The organism is Actinomyces gaoshouyii (assembly GCF_002076915.1).
In the GTDB taxonomy this organism is placed as follows: domain Bacteria; phylum Actinomycetota; class Actinomycetes; order Actinomycetales; family Actinomycetaceae; genus Actinomyces; species Actinomyces gaoshouyii.
In genome coordinates this window covers 1,619,196-1,633,228 of the sequence record NZ_CP020468.1, presented here as the reverse complement: position 1 = coordinate 1,633,228, position 14,033 = coordinate 1,619,196, and the positions used below count along the sequence as shown (strand labels likewise).

Below are 14,033 nucleotides of genomic sequence, written 5' to 3'. Positions count from 1 at the left end.
ATGGCGCCCGCAGTGCTCACGGTCGAGATCGTCTCCCGCAACGCGGGCACGGCCTGGGAGGGCGAGGCCTCTCAGGCCTCCGTCCCGCTCGAAGACGGCGAGATGGGCATCCTGCCCGGGCACCAGCCGGTCCTGGCACTGCTGGGCACCGGGATCGTCCGGCTGACCACCGTGGAGGGGACGCCCGTCGAGGTGCCGGTCGCCAGGGGCTTCTGCTCCGTGGACCACAACACGATCACCGTGGCGGCCGATCTGGCGGGGGCGGAGGTCGCCGCCGCTGGGGCTCCCGGCGCCGAGGCCGTCAGCGCCGGCGGGCTGAGCGGCACGACGACGAGCGCGGAGTGACGATGATGGGGCAGGTGCTCGTGGTTCTCGCGCTGGTGGTCCTGCCCGTCGTCGTCCTCGCCATCTTCCTGACCCGGCTGCGCTCGATCGCCGGGCGCGTGGGCTCCTTCGAGTGCGCTCTGCAGCGGCCTGGAGGCATGGCCTGGACCTCCGGGCTCGCGCTGTTCACCGATAACTCCCTGCGGTGGTACCGGCTCGTCTCGGTGTCCCCTCGGCCCGCCGCCCACTGGGCCCGGGAATCGATCGAGCTCGGCCAGGCCGTGAGGCGCTTCGAGAACGGCAAGGTCCTCGAGGTCCCCTGCACCATCGCGGGCCAGCGCTACAAGCTGGCGATGCACGAGGCCTCCCACTCCGCCCTGGTCGCCTGGATGGAGTCGGCCGCCCCCACCCAGCCCACCCTCCTCTAATCCCCTGCACCAGCATCGGTGCATCGGTCGGGCGGTGCCGTTCGCACCCACTGGTGCGGGTAGCGCGCGCTGCTCGGTGCGCACGGCACCGCTCAGTGCGAGATGCGCGGGACACCTGGGGGAGCGCGGGAGGCGGACCGGTTTCGCTGCCGATATCGACCGGTCTCGGTGAGAGGGGGAGAGGGGCGTGACGCTGCTACGCGGGGGAGGGCGGGCTGCTGGGGGCCCGGGTGGCCCGCAGGGAGATGACATGCATGACATGCTCCATCGGCCCGCGGGCGAAGACGGCCAGCCAGGCCATCGCGAAGGCCGCCAGGATGCCCATCATGGTCATCAGCGGCCTGTTCGTCTGGGCGCTCATGAGGTCGAAGGCCCAGATCGCCACGATATGCGCGCTGTAGATCGTCAGCGACATCGATCCCATAGCGGCCAGCGGCGCGAGCGACCACCTCGCCCATGCCCCCGCCGAGGCCAGTAGTTGCAGCAGTGCGATGACTGTCACTGCCACTCCGCCGGAGCCCACGACCTCGAAGAAGCTGTTCGTGTGCGGCTTGGCCGACAGCAGCACCGGCCACTCGGAGGAGGCGCTGATCGCCTCGCCGTCGCCGCAGCTCGGTGTCTCGACGGCGACGGCCCGCTCGGCCTCGGGCTCCGGGCGCATATCGGAGCCGACGACGGAGGCAGCCCGGCTCATGGGAGCGATGAGGTGGAAGGCGTCCGGCTCCTCCGCCCCCGCCGCGCGCGTGAGCACGTAAGCGCCGCCGTAGCCGAGCAGCGCGCACAGCACCCCGATCGCCGCGAGCCGGGCCAGGCGCCCGGTCCCACTGATCCCCATCCTCGCCAGCCCCATCCCCAAGAAGATGAAGGACATCCATACCGCGCCGGGGTAGACGCCCGTGACGAACAGGCCCAGGAGCGCCTCGGAGCCGTCGGAGACGGAGGGCCAGGGCTCCAGGTCCCCGCGCGCCATCGCCAGCGGAAGCACCTTGAGGACGAGCGGCCCGACGACGGCGGTCGCCGCCGCGGCGATGAGCAGCCTGCGGGCCCTCCAGTGGAGGACCGGCAGGGCCGCGGCGAACCAGGCCGCGTAGTAGCCCAGGATGATCGCCACCCCGGTGGCGAAGGTGATGAGCGCCCCGGCGACCGCCATGAGCAGCACCGCGCGCACGAGGATCCGCAGCCGCGTGCGCACGAGGCGCTCGCCCGCGTGGGGCGTTTTGCGCCCGGACATGATCCCGAGCGAGAACCCGGCGATGATCGCGAAGAGCACCGCGGAGCGGCCGTGCGCCAGGTTGAGCCAGCCCGGCAGCGTGTTGAGCCCGCAGCTCGTTATGCCCACATGGACGGCCGCCATGCCGAACAGCGCGAGGCCCCGAGCGGCATCGAGGCCGATGAGCCGATCCGGTCCGGCCGTCCCGGTGAGGTACGGCCCCCGGCGCAGGGGAAGGCGCCAGCTCGCCGGATCTGGGGCGGGGATGGGGGCGGGCGGTGCCGTGGCGCTCGTGCTGCTCATTCGTGGGACTCCTCAGGACTCGGTGAGCCTCGATCAACAGGCAGATCATCCACCATCGCGGGCGAGTGCGCGGATCGGCTCGCCAGTCGAGGAGCCCCGCTCAGTGGCGGATGAGGGGGATCCTCGGAGGGGATCACGGGGACTCCTCCCGCGTCGCGGCTGGCCGGGGCGCCGTCGTGTCGTCCGCGACCGAGGCCACCCGCTAGGGTGGGCCGGTGCGCGTCGTCATCGCTTCCTGCTCCGTCGATTACTCCGGCCGCCTGTCCGCCCACCTGGACCGTGCCAACCGCCTCATCATGGTCAAGGCGGACGGCTCCGTGCTCGTCCACTGCGACGGCGGCTCCTACAAGCCGTTGAACTGGATGAGCCCGCCGGCGCGCCTGACCGAGCTGGAGCCGGACGAGGAGGACCGCGAGGTCGGTGTCGTCGCCCGCTGGGAGGTCTCCTCCACCAAGACCGACGACCGCCTCGTCATCCGCATCCACGAGATCATCTCGGATGACTCGGTGGACCTGGGCCCCGAACCGGGCCTGCTCAAGGACGGCGTCGAGGCCCACCTCCAAGAGCTCCTCGCCGAGCAGATCGAGGTCCTGGGGCCCGGCCACCGCCTCGTGCGCCGCGAGTACCCCACCGCCATCGGCCCGGTGGACATCATGGCCAAGGACTCCACGGGGGCGAGCGTCGCCGTCGAGATCAAGCGCGTGGGCGGGATCGACGGCGTCGAGCAGCTCACCCGCTACCTCGACCTCCTCGGGCGCGACCCCCTGCTCGCCCCCGTGCGCGGGGTCTTCGCCGCCCAGACCATCAAGCCCCAGGCGCGCGTGCTCGCTGAGGACCGGGGCATCCGCTGCGTCGTCCTGGACTACGATGCGATGCGCGGCATGGACGACGTCGAATCGCGCCTCTTCTGATAGTGAGGTCCCCATGACCGCTCGCGCTCCTCGCAAGGCCCCTGTGGGCGGGCCCCTGCCCCGGCAGGCCTCGCTGCTGCGGATCGTGGCGCAGGGGCTCGTGCCCGCGACCGCAGCCCCGGATCCGGTCGAGGCCGTGCGGCGCCAGCTCGCCATCCAGGGCCAGCAGGTCTCCGCCATCCCTCACGCCATCGCCTCGCGCACCGTTGCGCAGGTGGGGCGCGCGAGGATCGAGGAGGCCTTCGCCGCCCGCGAGCTCGTGCGCTCCTGGCCCATGCGCGGCACCGTCCACGTCACGACGGCGGTCGACCACCACTGGATGCGCCAGGCCCTCGTTCACCGCCTGTCCAACTGGATGCGCCTCGACGAGGAGCGCTTCGGGCACGGCTCGGCCGGCATCGAGCGCGCTGCGCGAGCGGCGTGGGAGGCGATCGACCGGGCAGAGGCCGCCGGGCGCCGGGGAGCCACTCGCGCCGAGATCGTCGAGGCATGGGACGACGACGGCGTCCTGCCCGATCTCATCGCCTCCGGTGCCCCGGAGGGCTACGCGAGGCGCCACCTCGTCGTCGGCCTCCACGCGATCGGCGCCCTCGTCCAGGGACCGCGCGAGGGCGGCGAGCACCTCATCATCGACGCCCGCCCCCTGCCCGGGGCCGAGAGCGGGCCGGGCGGTGGCGGGGGAGTCGCCAGGGGAGAGGCCGGCCACCGCGCCGCCCTCGCCGAGATCGCCCGGCGCTACGCCACCAGCCACGGTCCGATCACCGCCGAGGACCTCTCCCGCTGGACCACTCTGCCCAAGGGTGAGGCCGCCCGGGCGCTCGCCGATGCCGTTGAGATGACGAACGCCCAGGACTACACGGCCGACCCGGGCGCCAGCGCCGTGCCGCTGGCCCGGGCGGTGGCCTCGGGAGGGGCCCGAGGGAGCCTGCGGCTGTTGGGCGCGGGGGAGGATGCGCCGACCGGCACTGCCGTGCTGCACCTGCGCGCGGACCTGCCCGATCTGCTCGCCGCCAACCGCGAGGATGCCGAGCGGACGCTCTTCCTGGCCTCCTTCGATGAGCTCCACGTGGGCTACAGGGACCGCAGTTGCCTGACCGACGACGCCGGTGAGAGCCTCATCTGCCCCTCCATGAACGGGATGTTCCGGCCCCTGCTCGTGGACCGCGGGCGCGTGGTGGCGGTCAGGCCTGTCGGCGCGGGGTTGATCTGGGCCTCCGGAGTCCGGCGCTCGGCGCGCCTCGAGAGGGATGTGGAGCGGGCTGTGCGCCGCATCGAGGAGCGATTGGCCCGTTGACGCGACCAGCGCGGTCGCGGTTGTCTGATGTCTGGGTCTATGCTGCGAGCATGACCAGCGTCGCCACCGCCCTGCGCGGACGAGTCGTCACACCGGACGCCATCATCGACGACGGCCTCGTCGTCATCGCCGACCGCCATATCGCCTGGGTCGGGGAGGCCTCGGCGGCGACGGGCGCGGGATTCGGCGAGGCGCTCCAGGGCGCCGAGGAGGCCCCCGAGGGCGGTTACCTCCTGCCCGGCCTCGTGGACGTGCACTGCCATGGCGGCGGCGGCGAGTCGTTCCCCAACGCCACCGCCCCCGAGCAGGCGATGGTCTCCATCCTGGAGCACCGCCGCCACGGCACCACCTCCCTCGTGGCTTCCTGCGTGACGGCGGCCGCCGATGTCTTGAAGGAGCGCACCGCGGTCCTGGCCGGGCTGTGCGAGGCGGGCGAGCTCGCCGGCATCCACTTCGAGGGACCATTCGTCTCCGTGGAGCGCTGCGGGGCCCAGGACCCCACCTACATCATCGACCCCGATGCCCCGCTCACCCGCGAGCTCATCGAGCTGGGGCGCGGTCACGTGGTCACGATGACGATCGCCCCGGAGAGGCCCGGCATCACCGGCGACGAGGGCGTCAACGCGGCGCTCATCGAGGGCGGCGCCCTGCCCTCCTTCGGGCACACCGATTCCGGCGCCGCCCCCGTGCGGGCCGCCCTGGCCGACGCCGCCGCCCGCATCGCGGCGCGCCTGGCGGCCGGAGAGCCGATCCGCTCGCCGCGCTCGACGGCGACCCACCTGTTCAACGGCATGCGGCCCATGCACCATCGCGCTCCGGGACCGGTGCCGGAGTTCCTGGCCGCCGCCCAGCGGGGCGAGTGCGTCCTGGAGATGATCGGCGACGGCACCCACCTCGACCCGGCCATCGTGCTCGACGTGTTCGAGACGGTCGGGCGGGACAACGTCGTCCTCGTCACCGACGCTATGGCCGCGGCCGGCATGCCCGATGGCGACTACGTCCTCGGCCCCCAGGCCGTCACCGTCTCCGGGGGCGTCGCCCGGCTGACCGGAAAGGACGCGATCGCCGGCGGGACGGCGCACCTGCTCGACGTCGTGCGCACCACCTGGAAGGGCGGGGTGGACCTGGTGGATGCCGTGTACGCGGCCTCTGTCCAGGGGGCGACGATCCTCGGGGACGCCAGTATCGGCGCGCTGCGACCGGGCCTATGGGCCGATGTGCTGGTCACCGACGCCGAGCTCACCCCCATGCGGGTCATGCGCCGAGGCGCCGACGTCGACCTCACCAACCCCCACGCCGCCTGACCCCTCCTATGAGCGAGACCGGTCGAAATGACGAGCGAGACCGGTCGCTATCAGGAGCGAAACCGGTTCCCGGACCGGTCTCGCTCCTATTTTCGACCGGTCTCGGTGGAGGGGGAGAGAGGGCGGGGAGTCATCCGGGCAGGCCCAGGAGGCGGCGGGCATAGATGGCCTGGCCGGAGTGCTGGGAGGCGTCGTCGATGATCGACACCAGGCGCACTCCGAGCGTCACCGGCGGCTCCCACGCCTCGTCGATGACATCACCGAGCCACGCCGAGTCCAGCGACTCGAGGAACGCCGTGGCGGTCGTATAGACGGCGTCGAGGTAGTCCGTCAGCACAGACAGATCGGGAACCGTCACCCTCGCGGACTCCTCGGGCGCGTGCCGCCAATCCTCGGTGTCCTCGGGCAGGGGCAGGGCGAACCGCGCCGCGTGCCCGCCCGACGTCCACTCCGGCTCGCGACCCGCCAGGGGCGCGATCTGCAAGTCGATCGCCCGCGCCGTGTGCCAGGCGAGCCATGTGAGTGAATCGATCCGCGGTGCGAGGTCGTTGACCGGCCGGGCATTGGCCTGCTCAGCGCTCACACCCTCCAGGGCCCGGCCCAGGCGTTCGCGCGAGCGCCCCAGGGCATCGATCAGGAGCGATCTCAGCGCCCGCGCCTCCCGTTCCTCCTGCGCCCCCCGTGTCTCAACCTGGTCAGCCCCGCTCATGGCAGCCTCCTCGCTCCAACGCCGCGCCCGGTGCGCGCGGGTTCAGGATACGGCGTCGGTGCTCGTCATGACCACTCCGGCGGCCCTGGCCGAGAAGCCCGCATGGGCCTCTCCGCGCCTCCTCCGCCCTCGGGCCCCTCGCCCGACCCTCGCGGTCAGGAGGGTCAGGCGAATACGACGGTCCGGTTGCCGTTGAGGAGAACACGGTGCTCGGCATGCCATTTGACGGCCTGCGCCAGCACCCGGCGCTCGACGTCCTGGCCCTTGCGCTGAAGCGCCACGGGGGAGTCGCTGTGCGAGGCGCGCGTGACGTCCTGCTCGATGATCGGCCCTTCGTCCAGGTCCGCCGTCACGTAGTGGGCGGTGGCGCCGATGAGTTTGACGCCGCGCGCGTGCGCCTGGTGGTAGGGCTTGGCTCCCTTGAAGGACGGCAGGAAGGAGTGATGGATATTGATGATGTTGCCGCGCAGCCGCTCGCACAGGGACTCCGAGAGGATCTGCATGTAGCGCGCCAGCACCACGAGCTCCACGCCGAGCTCGTCCACGAGCTCCAGCAGCTCGGCCTCCGCGTCCGCCTTGGTCTCCTTGGTGACCGGGATGCAGCGGAAGGGGACGCCGTAGAACTCGGCGACGGGCCGCAGGTCCTCATGGTTGCTCACCACGCCCGCGACGTCGATCGGCAGGCCCTGGCTGCGAGCGCGGAAGAGCAGGTCGGTCAGGCAGTGGGCGTCCCTGCTCACCATGATGAGCGTGCGCAGGGGGCGATCCACCTCGCCCAGCTCCCATCGCATCGAGTAGGTCCTGGCGAGCTCGGCGAGGTCGGCCTCCAATTCCGAGCGGGGCACGCGGGTGAGCACCGTCACGCGCATGAAGAACAGGCCGGTCTCCTCATCGCCGAACTGGGAGGACTCGGTGATGTTCCCGCCGCGCCGGGCCAGTGCCCCCGTGACCGCGTGGACGATCCCGGGGCGGTCCGGGCAGGACAGGGTGAGTACGAGATGGGCGGTGGGGGAGGGGGCCGACGGCGTGGCGGGAGCCGTCGCGGGCGTGGTCGCGGGAGCAGTCATGAGCGCAGCCTACCCAGCCCCGCCGCGTGTCCCCCGATTCGAGGCCGTCGTAGCGCAGCGCCCCGCCCCCAGCGCGCTGAGCCCGACGACGGTGTTCCCACAGCGCCGACGCCGCAGCTGTGATGGCGCAGACAACGACTCCTCGGTCCCGGCTCCTGGCGCGCGCCGTCCTTCCCCTCCGCCCCGCACCGGGTCAGGGCGGGCCGTCCCGGCGCCGACGGTCCCGCCATCGCACTGCGGCGAGGACCGCCCACGTCGTGATGATGAAGGGCCAGGTGTAGATCGGAATCGGCGCGAGGGCCAGCCCCCATTCGACAATGACGGTCAGTGCGCTCGCGATGAGCGCGACCATCCATGAGCGCGCGCCGTCCTTCAGGAATACGGCGGCGATGGCGATCGCCGTCAGTACGGGGGAGTACCCGTCCAGTCCCTTGTGGGCCGCATCGGCGCCGGAGGCGAGGTCGCACATGATCGTGCCGACAGTGGCCCCCAGCAGCGCGGCTGTGGCGACCCGCCGGCCTGCGACGAGCAGCCCGACGAGAATGACCAGCCCCGCGATCCATGATGGTGCGAGCACCACCTCGGCGACGGAGGTGAGCACGCCCTCGGCCAGCAGCACGACGACGCTCTCGTCGGGGGCGGCGCTGCCGGCGTGCGGGGCAGGGGCGATCGAGCCCACCAGCATGGTCATCAGCCCGCTGATGACGCAGAAGGGGGCGGTGAGCACTGGCAGGCCTGAGCGGTCGCAGACCGTGGCGAGAAGGCGGCTGATGGCGGGGCAGGCCGCGGCGCCGACGGTGGTGACGAGCGTGGCGGGCCATGTGGCCGAGAGCGTCGACCAAGCCGCCAGCCCAACGAGGGCGCCGTTGTACCCCTGCAGGCCCGCCTCCAGCGGCAGCCCGAGTGAACGGGCCGCTACCGTGGCGATGACGGTGCCCAGTAGCGCTTGGAGCGCCATGAGCGGGCAGTGGACGGTGATCCCCGCGAGGATGAGCATCCCGGTCCACGCGCGGGGCTGGAGGAAGATCTGCCCCAGCCCGAGGGCGATGGCATGCCCGGCGCCGAGCACTTGGGGCAGCAGGGCTGCGGCCTCGGTGGGGGATGCGGTTGCGGCGGACATGGCTCGGTCCTTCCTGATGGTCTGGTGGGGACGCCTCCTCGGGCGGCCCAGGGCAGAGCGGGGGTCAGTATTTGCGCAGTACGAGTGGGGAGGCTCCCAGCCACTCGCGGCGCACGAGGGCGTCAACGCCCAGCAGGAGGGCCGTGATCGTTCCCGTGTCGTGGCCGAGCACTCGCACGAGCATCCCGGGGCCCTCGATGCGGGTGACGGCGGCGCGCACACCGGCGCCCACGTTGGCCAGCAGCGCGCGGACCCGCTCGATGATCCCGTCGTCAGTCCTCTGCCCGATGACGGTCAGGGAGCCCACATGGCTGTGTCCCTCCAGGAGCCCCAGGGCGCGCATGTCGCCGTCGGCGGGTTCCAGGCGCAGGTTGTCGAGCAGGACGGGCGAATCGGCGATGTCGACGCGCGTGCGCAGGCGCACGCTGTCGTAGCCGAAGGCGGACCCGTCGGGCGCCCATCCGGGTGTGACGACGTCGAGGCTGATGAGGATCGCGGAGGGCGCCATGGTGACATGGGTTGTCTGCTCGTAAGCGGCGCCCCGGTAGGCGATGAGCTGGTCCGGGATGATCTCGAGGACGGCTCCCTCACCGAGGACGGCCTCGGTGCGCTGGCGCGCGCGATTCCCCGGTGTGCGGTAGACCTTCGTGGCCGCCTGGGTGGTGAGCAAGAGGCGCGCGCCGTCGTCGACCACGACATCTGTGAAGTAGGTGTCGCCGCCCAGGTAGCCGCCGCCCGGGTTGACCATCACATAGGTGACCTGCGAGCTGTCGTCGAGGTACATGGGACGGATGACGCGCAGGGCGCCGCGGTGGTGCTGCCGTGTCGCGACGGAGCGGTTGCCGCGCGAGCCCACGGCGAGGTGCAGTTCGCCCGTGGGCTCAACCGGCCAGGACGGGGGAGGAACCGCCCAGGCCCGATCACTCCCACTCACCGCTCGAGGTCCGTCATGAGCACGTCGTGACGGATCCAGTCCAGTACGGCACCCAGGCCCTCGTCGGTCTTGAGGTTGGTGAAGCAGAATGGCTTGTTCCCGCGGAAGGTCCGCGAGTCCGCCTCCATGACGGAGAGGTCCGCCCCGACGTAGGGGGCGAGGTCGGTCTTATTGATGATGAACAGGTCCGACTTGATCATCCCCTGCCCGGCCTTGCGGGGGATCTTCTCCCCCTGGGCGACGTCGATGATGTAGATCGAGAAGTCGACGAGTTCGGGGGAGAAAGTCGCCGAGAGATTGTCTCCGCCGGACTCGACGAAGACGATCTCCAGATCCGGATGCCTCCCGACGAGCTCGGCGATGGCGGCGTCGTTCATCGACGTATCCTCGCGGATCGCCGTGTGGGGGCAGCCCCCGGTTTCCAGGCCGATGATGCGATCGTCGGCCAGGACGCCGTTCTTCGCGAGGATCCTGGCGTCCTCGATCGTGTAGATGTCGTTGGTCACGGCGGCCATCGAGACCTCGTCGATCATGGCGCGGGTGATGCGCTCGATGAGCTGGGTCTTCCCGGCGCCGACGGGGCCCCCGACGCCGATGCGCACAGGGCCTGTCCCCGAAGCGGGGGTGGTTCGCGCCGGGGCGGCTGATGAGGGGGCTGAAGATCCGGGCATGGGGTTCTCCTAGATGATGGCGGATGCTGTTGAGGATGGGGCCGCGTGCGCGGGGGTGGACGGCTAGGACATGAACATGCGTGCGCGCTGATGCTCGTGGCGCATCTGAGCGATCTCGATCCCCGGGGCCGTCGCTCCGAGCTCGTCGGCTTCCAGGGACAGGGCCGTCCTGACGGCTTCGCGCACCTGATCGCGCACAGTGGCGATGGAGCGCTGGCCCGCGTCCTGCCCCAGGGGGACGGCTCTGACGGCGTTCTGGGTCAGCGAGATGACGCTGGACTGCAGATAGCTCGCCATCAGGGCCCCGATGGGCGCGTTCAGGGCGTGGCCGACGAGCGCGAGGACGACAGCGGGGTGCCCCGAGCAGGCGCCCGAGACGACATCCATCGAGTACCCCTCCAGGGCGCTGCGCGCCTGGGGGACGCTCGCCAGGGCGATGGCGAGCATGCGCCGCCCCATCGTTCTGCCCGCCTCGCGCACCTGCCGGGGAATGGCCTGCGCGCGCAGGCGCAGGTCGATCTGCCGCAGTCGCGCGGTGCTCCCATCGAGAGCCGCCTCATGAGCCAGGCGCAGGCCCAGGCCATCCGAGTAGGTGAGCTGGGTGGTGATGAGAACGCGCAGCCAGGCCACGAAGGACTCCTCGTCATGGATGATGCCCTCGCTGATGTAGGTCTCCATGCCGAGCGAGTGCGAGAAGGCGCCGGTGGGAAGCGCTGAGTCGCACAACTGGGCGAGAGGGAGGAACCACCCGGGCACGGCGCCCTCCGGCGCCGTGCCCGCCGCTGGGTCAGTGAGTGTGCTCGGCATGGCGGAAGGGGACTCGCATGGCGCGCTGGAGGCGGATGTGGGGGACCCCGATGCGCTCGAGGTAGTGCTCCGCCGTGTGGTCGTACTGGATGACCATGACGCCGTCGTGGCCCCCCAGCCCCTCGAAATCCTCCTCCGGCCCGAAGAACTGGGCCGGTAGATGGCGGTTGCCGAGGTTGTGCGCGACGACGCCCATCTGCTCGATGGTGGCCGGCGCGATGACGAGGACATCCGTGGATTCCAACTCGATGACGACCAGACTGCGCTCGTCGCGCGCGAGGATGTCCCCCGCGCGCAGATCCGCGGCCCCGGGGGCGAGGCGGATGCCCAGCTCCCGGCCATGGTCGGTCCTCACCCGTTGGATGCGCCGGGTGAGATCGGACAGGGGCATGCGCACGCGCTCGATGTGACAGGAGTCCAGCTCCTCGGGCGACAGGGAGCCGATGGAGCCGACGATCTCAGTGATGATCATCCGGGCCCTCCTCAGAACAGGAAGTAGCGCTGGGCCATTGCGAGGACTTCGGCGGGCTCGCAGCCGATGCGCTCCCCGTCGACCGTGACCTCGTAGGTCTCCGGGTCGACGGCGAGAGCGGGCATCCGGTCGTTGAAGGCCATGTCCGCCTTGCTCAGCGCGCGCACGCCGTGGACGGCGCGCACCTCGCGGCGCAGGCCGAGGGAGGCGGGTACGCCGGCATCGATCGCCGCCTGCGACATGAAGGTGATCGAGTTGGAGGCCGGGGCACTGCCCTGCGCACCGAACATGTCACGCATGAGTCTCGGTTCAGGGGTGGGGATCGATGCATTGGCGTCGCCCATAACCGCGCTGGCGATCTGACCCCCCTTGAGGACCATCGTCGGCTTGACGCCGAAGAACTGGGGCTCCCACAGGACGAGGTCGGCCCACTTGCCCACTTCGATGGAACCGACGACATCGCCGATGCCGTTGGCGCGGGCAGGGTTGATCGTGTACTTCGAGACGTAGCGCTTGATGCGCAGGTTGTCCCCACCGGCGGGGTCGCCCGCGAGGCGGCCACGGGCCTTCTTCATCTGGTCCGCCACCTGCCAGGTGCGGAGGATGACCTCGCCGACGCGCCCCATCGCCTGGGAGTCGGACGAGGTCATCGAGAAGACGCCCATGTCGTGCAGCACATCCTCGGCCGCGATCGTCTCGGGGCGGATGCGCGAATCGGCGAAGGCGACATCCTCGGGGATCGAGGGGTTGAGGTGGTGGCACACCATGAGCATGTCGAGGTGCTCCTCAGTGGTGTTGCGCGTGTACGGCAGCGTCGGGTTCGTCGATGACGGCAGGATATTGGGGTACTGCGCCAGTGCGATGATGTCCGGGGCGTGGCCGCCGCCGGCGCCCTCGGTGTGGAAGGTGTGGATGACCCTCCCGGCGATGGCGCGCCGGGTGTCCTCCACGAAGCCGCACTCGTTGAGCGTGTCGGTGTGGATGGCGACCTGGACGTCGTACTCATCCGCGGCCTTGAGGGCCTCGTCGATGACGGCATGGGTGGCGCCCCAGTCCTCGTGGATCTTGAAACCGCAGGCACCGGCCTCGAGCTGCTCGACGAGGGGGCCCCGCGCCGAGGCATGCCCCTTGGCGAGGTAGCCGATGTTCATCGGCCAGGACTCGGCGGCCTGGAGCATCCGGGCCAAGTGCCATGAGCCGGGAGTGATCGTGGTGGCGTTCGTGCCGTCCGCAGGGCCGGTGCCGCCCCCGATCATCGTCGTCACACCGGAGGCCAGGGCCGTTCCCACCTGGCTGGGGGAGATGAAGTGGATATGGGAGTCGATGCCGCCAGCGGTGAGGATGCGGTGCTCGCCGGCGATGATCTCGGTGGAGGCGCCGATGACGATGTCGATGCCATCGCTGATATCCGGGTTTCCCGCGGCTCCGATGGCCTGGATGACGCCGTCGCGCAGCGCGACATCGGCCTTGTAGATGCCCGTATGGTCGATGATGATGACGTTGGTGATGACGGTGTCCGGTATGTCGTTGGAGCGCGTGAGGCGGCCGTTGTGCCCCATCCCATCGCGGATGACCTTGCCGCCCCCGAAGACGGCCTCATCGCCGTGGTTGGTCAGGTCGCGCTCGATCCTGGCGAACAGGTCAGTGTCGGCCAGGCGCACGGCGTCGCCGGTTGTGGGGCCGTACAGGGCCACGTACTCCTCGCGGCTGAGTGCCTTGCTCATGGTTCTGCCTCCTTCGCCCGTCAGTCGTCGGCCTGATCGAGGGAGCCATTGGTGCGCCCGGCCAGACCATGGACCTCGCGCGCGCCGGCCAGTGCGACGAGTCGGACGGTGCGCGCGTCCCCCGGCTCGAAGCGCATCGCGGTTCCGGCGGGGATGTCGAGCCGGAAGCCGCGGGCGGCCTCGCGATCGAGGGCGAGGGCGGGGTTGACCTCGGCGAAGTGGAAGTGCGACCCCACCTGGACGGGGCGGTCGCCGGTGTTGATGACTGCCAGCTCGACGGTGGGACGGCCCTCGTTGATCGTGATGGGGCCATCGGCCAGTCGGTACTCTCCTGGGATCATCGGCCTCTCCTTCACCGGATCGGGTCGTGGACGGTGACGAGCTTGGTCCCATCCGGGAATGTCGCCTCGGCCTGGACGGAGTGGATCATCTCCGCGACACCCTCCATGACGTCGTCGCGTGTGAGCAGGGTCGTCCCATAGGACATGAGCTCGGCGACGCTGCGCCCGTCGCGGGCGCCCTCGAGGATCTCGGCGGTGATGTAGGCGACCGCTTCGGGATGGTTGAGTTTGAGGCCCCGCTCCTTCCTGCGACGGGCGAGGTCGGCGGCGACGACGATGAGCAGCTTCTCCTGCTCCCTGGGCGTCAGATGCATAGTCCCTCCCGGGTTGCGGACGACCGGACGGTCCGGCTCCGCTGACAAGGTGATGCAACTCCCTGAATGTTTCAGGACGCTTACGGTAATCCCTGATGAG

At 70.7% G+C, this 14,033-nt stretch carries 16 protein-coding genes; 5 read left to right on the top strand and 11 right to left on the bottom strand.

What is annotated here, in order from left to right:
- Both B6G06_RS06685 and B6G06_RS06680 read left to right on the top strand, forming a co-directional pair.
- On the top strand, nt 1–345 hold the full coding sequence (locus tag B6G06_RS06685) for a F0F1 ATP synthase subunit delta/epsilon (protein WP_080462063.1): 345 nt from the start codon (nt 1–3) through the stop codon (nt 343–345).
- 2 nt (nt 346–347) lie between these two features.
- Entirely contained in the window at nt 348–752 is a 405-nt protein-coding gene (locus B6G06_RS06680) for a DUF2550 family protein (RefSeq protein ID WP_080461859.1), read from the top strand.
- Between the two features lie 196 nt (nt 753–948).
- On the opposite strand, the gene B6G06_RS06675 is transcribed toward B6G06_RS06680, so the two are convergent.
- Nucleotides 949–2,265, bottom strand: a complete 1,317-nt coding sequence (locus B6G06_RS06675; RefSeq protein ID WP_081171647.1) for a DUF418 domain-containing protein — start codon at nt 2,263–2,265, stop codon at nt 949–951.
- 215 nt (nt 2,266–2,480) lie between these two features.
- On the opposite strand from B6G06_RS06675, the gene nucS reads away from it, so the two are divergent.
- Genes nucS through B6G06_RS06660 form a run of 3 tightly spaced genes read left to right on the top strand, consistent with a single transcriptional unit; the run spans nt 2,481 to nt 5,774 of the window.
- Nucleotides 2,481–3,176, top strand: coding sequence for an endonuclease NucS (gene nucS, locus B6G06_RS06670; protein WP_080461857.1), 696 nt, complete (start codon nt 2,481–2,483; stop codon nt 3,174–3,176).
- Nucleotides 3,177–3,189: 13 nt separating this feature from the next.
- Entirely contained in the window at nt 3,190–4,470 is a 1,281-nt protein-coding gene (locus B6G06_RS06665) for a DNA glycosylase AlkZ-like family protein (RefSeq protein WP_081171645.1), read from the top strand.
- Between the two features lie 50 nt (nt 4,471–4,520).
- Complete coding sequence (locus B6G06_RS06660; RefSeq protein ID WP_081171643.1) at nt 4,521–5,774, top strand: N-acetylglucosamine-6-phosphate deacetylase; 1,254 nt, start codon at nt 4,521–4,523, stop codon at nt 5,772–5,774.
- A gap of 130 nt (nt 5,775–5,904) precedes the next feature.
- Here the strand turns inward: B6G06_RS06660 and B6G06_RS06655 are convergent, their stop codons facing one another.
- The 10 genes from B6G06_RS06655 to B6G06_RS06610 form a co-directional block, all read right to left on the bottom strand.
- Nucleotides 5,905–6,483, bottom strand: a complete 579-nt coding sequence (locus tag B6G06_RS06655; RefSeq protein WP_081171641.1) for a DinB family protein — start codon at nt 6,481–6,483, stop codon at nt 5,905–5,907.
- A 164-nt stretch (nt 6,484–6,647) separates the two neighbouring features.
- Nucleotides 6,648–7,550: a formyltetrahydrofolate deformylase gene (purU, locus tag B6G06_RS06650; RefSeq protein ID WP_081171639.1), complete on the bottom strand. Its 903-nt coding sequence runs from the start codon at nt 7,548–7,550 to the stop codon at nt 6,648–6,650.
- A gap of 193 nt (nt 7,551–7,743) precedes the next feature.
- Nucleotides 7,744–8,670, bottom strand: coding sequence for an urea transporter (locus B6G06_RS06645; RefSeq protein ID WP_081171637.1), 927 nt, complete (start codon nt 8,668–8,670; stop codon nt 7,744–7,746).
- A gap of 64 nt (nt 8,671–8,734) precedes the next feature.
- Nucleotides 8,735–9,604, bottom strand: a complete 870-nt coding sequence (locus B6G06_RS06640) for an urease accessory protein UreD (RefSeq protein ID WP_081171635.1) — start codon at nt 9,602–9,604, stop codon at nt 8,735–8,737.
- Nucleotides 9,601–10,275, bottom strand: coding sequence for an urease accessory protein UreG (gene ureG, locus B6G06_RS06635; protein WP_080461850.1), 675 nt, complete (start codon nt 10,273–10,275; stop codon nt 9,601–9,603). The genes B6G06_RS06640 and ureG overlap by 4 nt, the downstream gene beginning before the upstream one ends.
- Nucleotides 10,276–10,338: 63 nt before the next feature.
- On the bottom strand, nt 10,339–11,082 hold the full coding sequence (locus B6G06_RS06630; RefSeq protein ID WP_081171633.1) for an urease accessory protein UreF: 744 nt from the start codon (nt 11,080–11,082) through the stop codon (nt 10,339–10,341).
- Complete coding sequence (gene ureE, locus B6G06_RS06625; RefSeq protein WP_081171631.1) at nt 11,063–11,554, bottom strand: urease accessory protein UreE; 492 nt, start codon at nt 11,552–11,554, stop codon at nt 11,063–11,065. Before ureE ends, B6G06_RS06630 begins: the two co-directional genes overlap by 20 nt.
- Nucleotides 11,555–11,565: 11 nt before the next feature.
- Nucleotides 11,566–13,278: an urease subunit alpha gene (ureC, locus tag B6G06_RS06620; protein WP_081171629.1), complete on the bottom strand. Its 1,713-nt coding sequence runs from the start codon at nt 13,276–13,278 to the stop codon at nt 11,566–11,568.
- Nucleotides 13,279–13,298: 20 nt separating this feature from the next.
- On the bottom strand, nt 13,299–13,619 hold the full coding sequence (locus tag B6G06_RS06615) for an urease subunit beta (RefSeq protein WP_080461846.1): 321 nt from the start codon (nt 13,617–13,619) through the stop codon (nt 13,299–13,301).
- 11 nt (nt 13,620–13,630) lie between these two features.
- Complete coding sequence (locus B6G06_RS06610; protein ID WP_080461845.1) at nt 13,631–13,933, bottom strand: urease subunit gamma; 303 nt, start codon at nt 13,931–13,933, stop codon at nt 13,631–13,633.
- Nucleotides 13,934–14,033 lie beyond the last annotated feature (100 nt).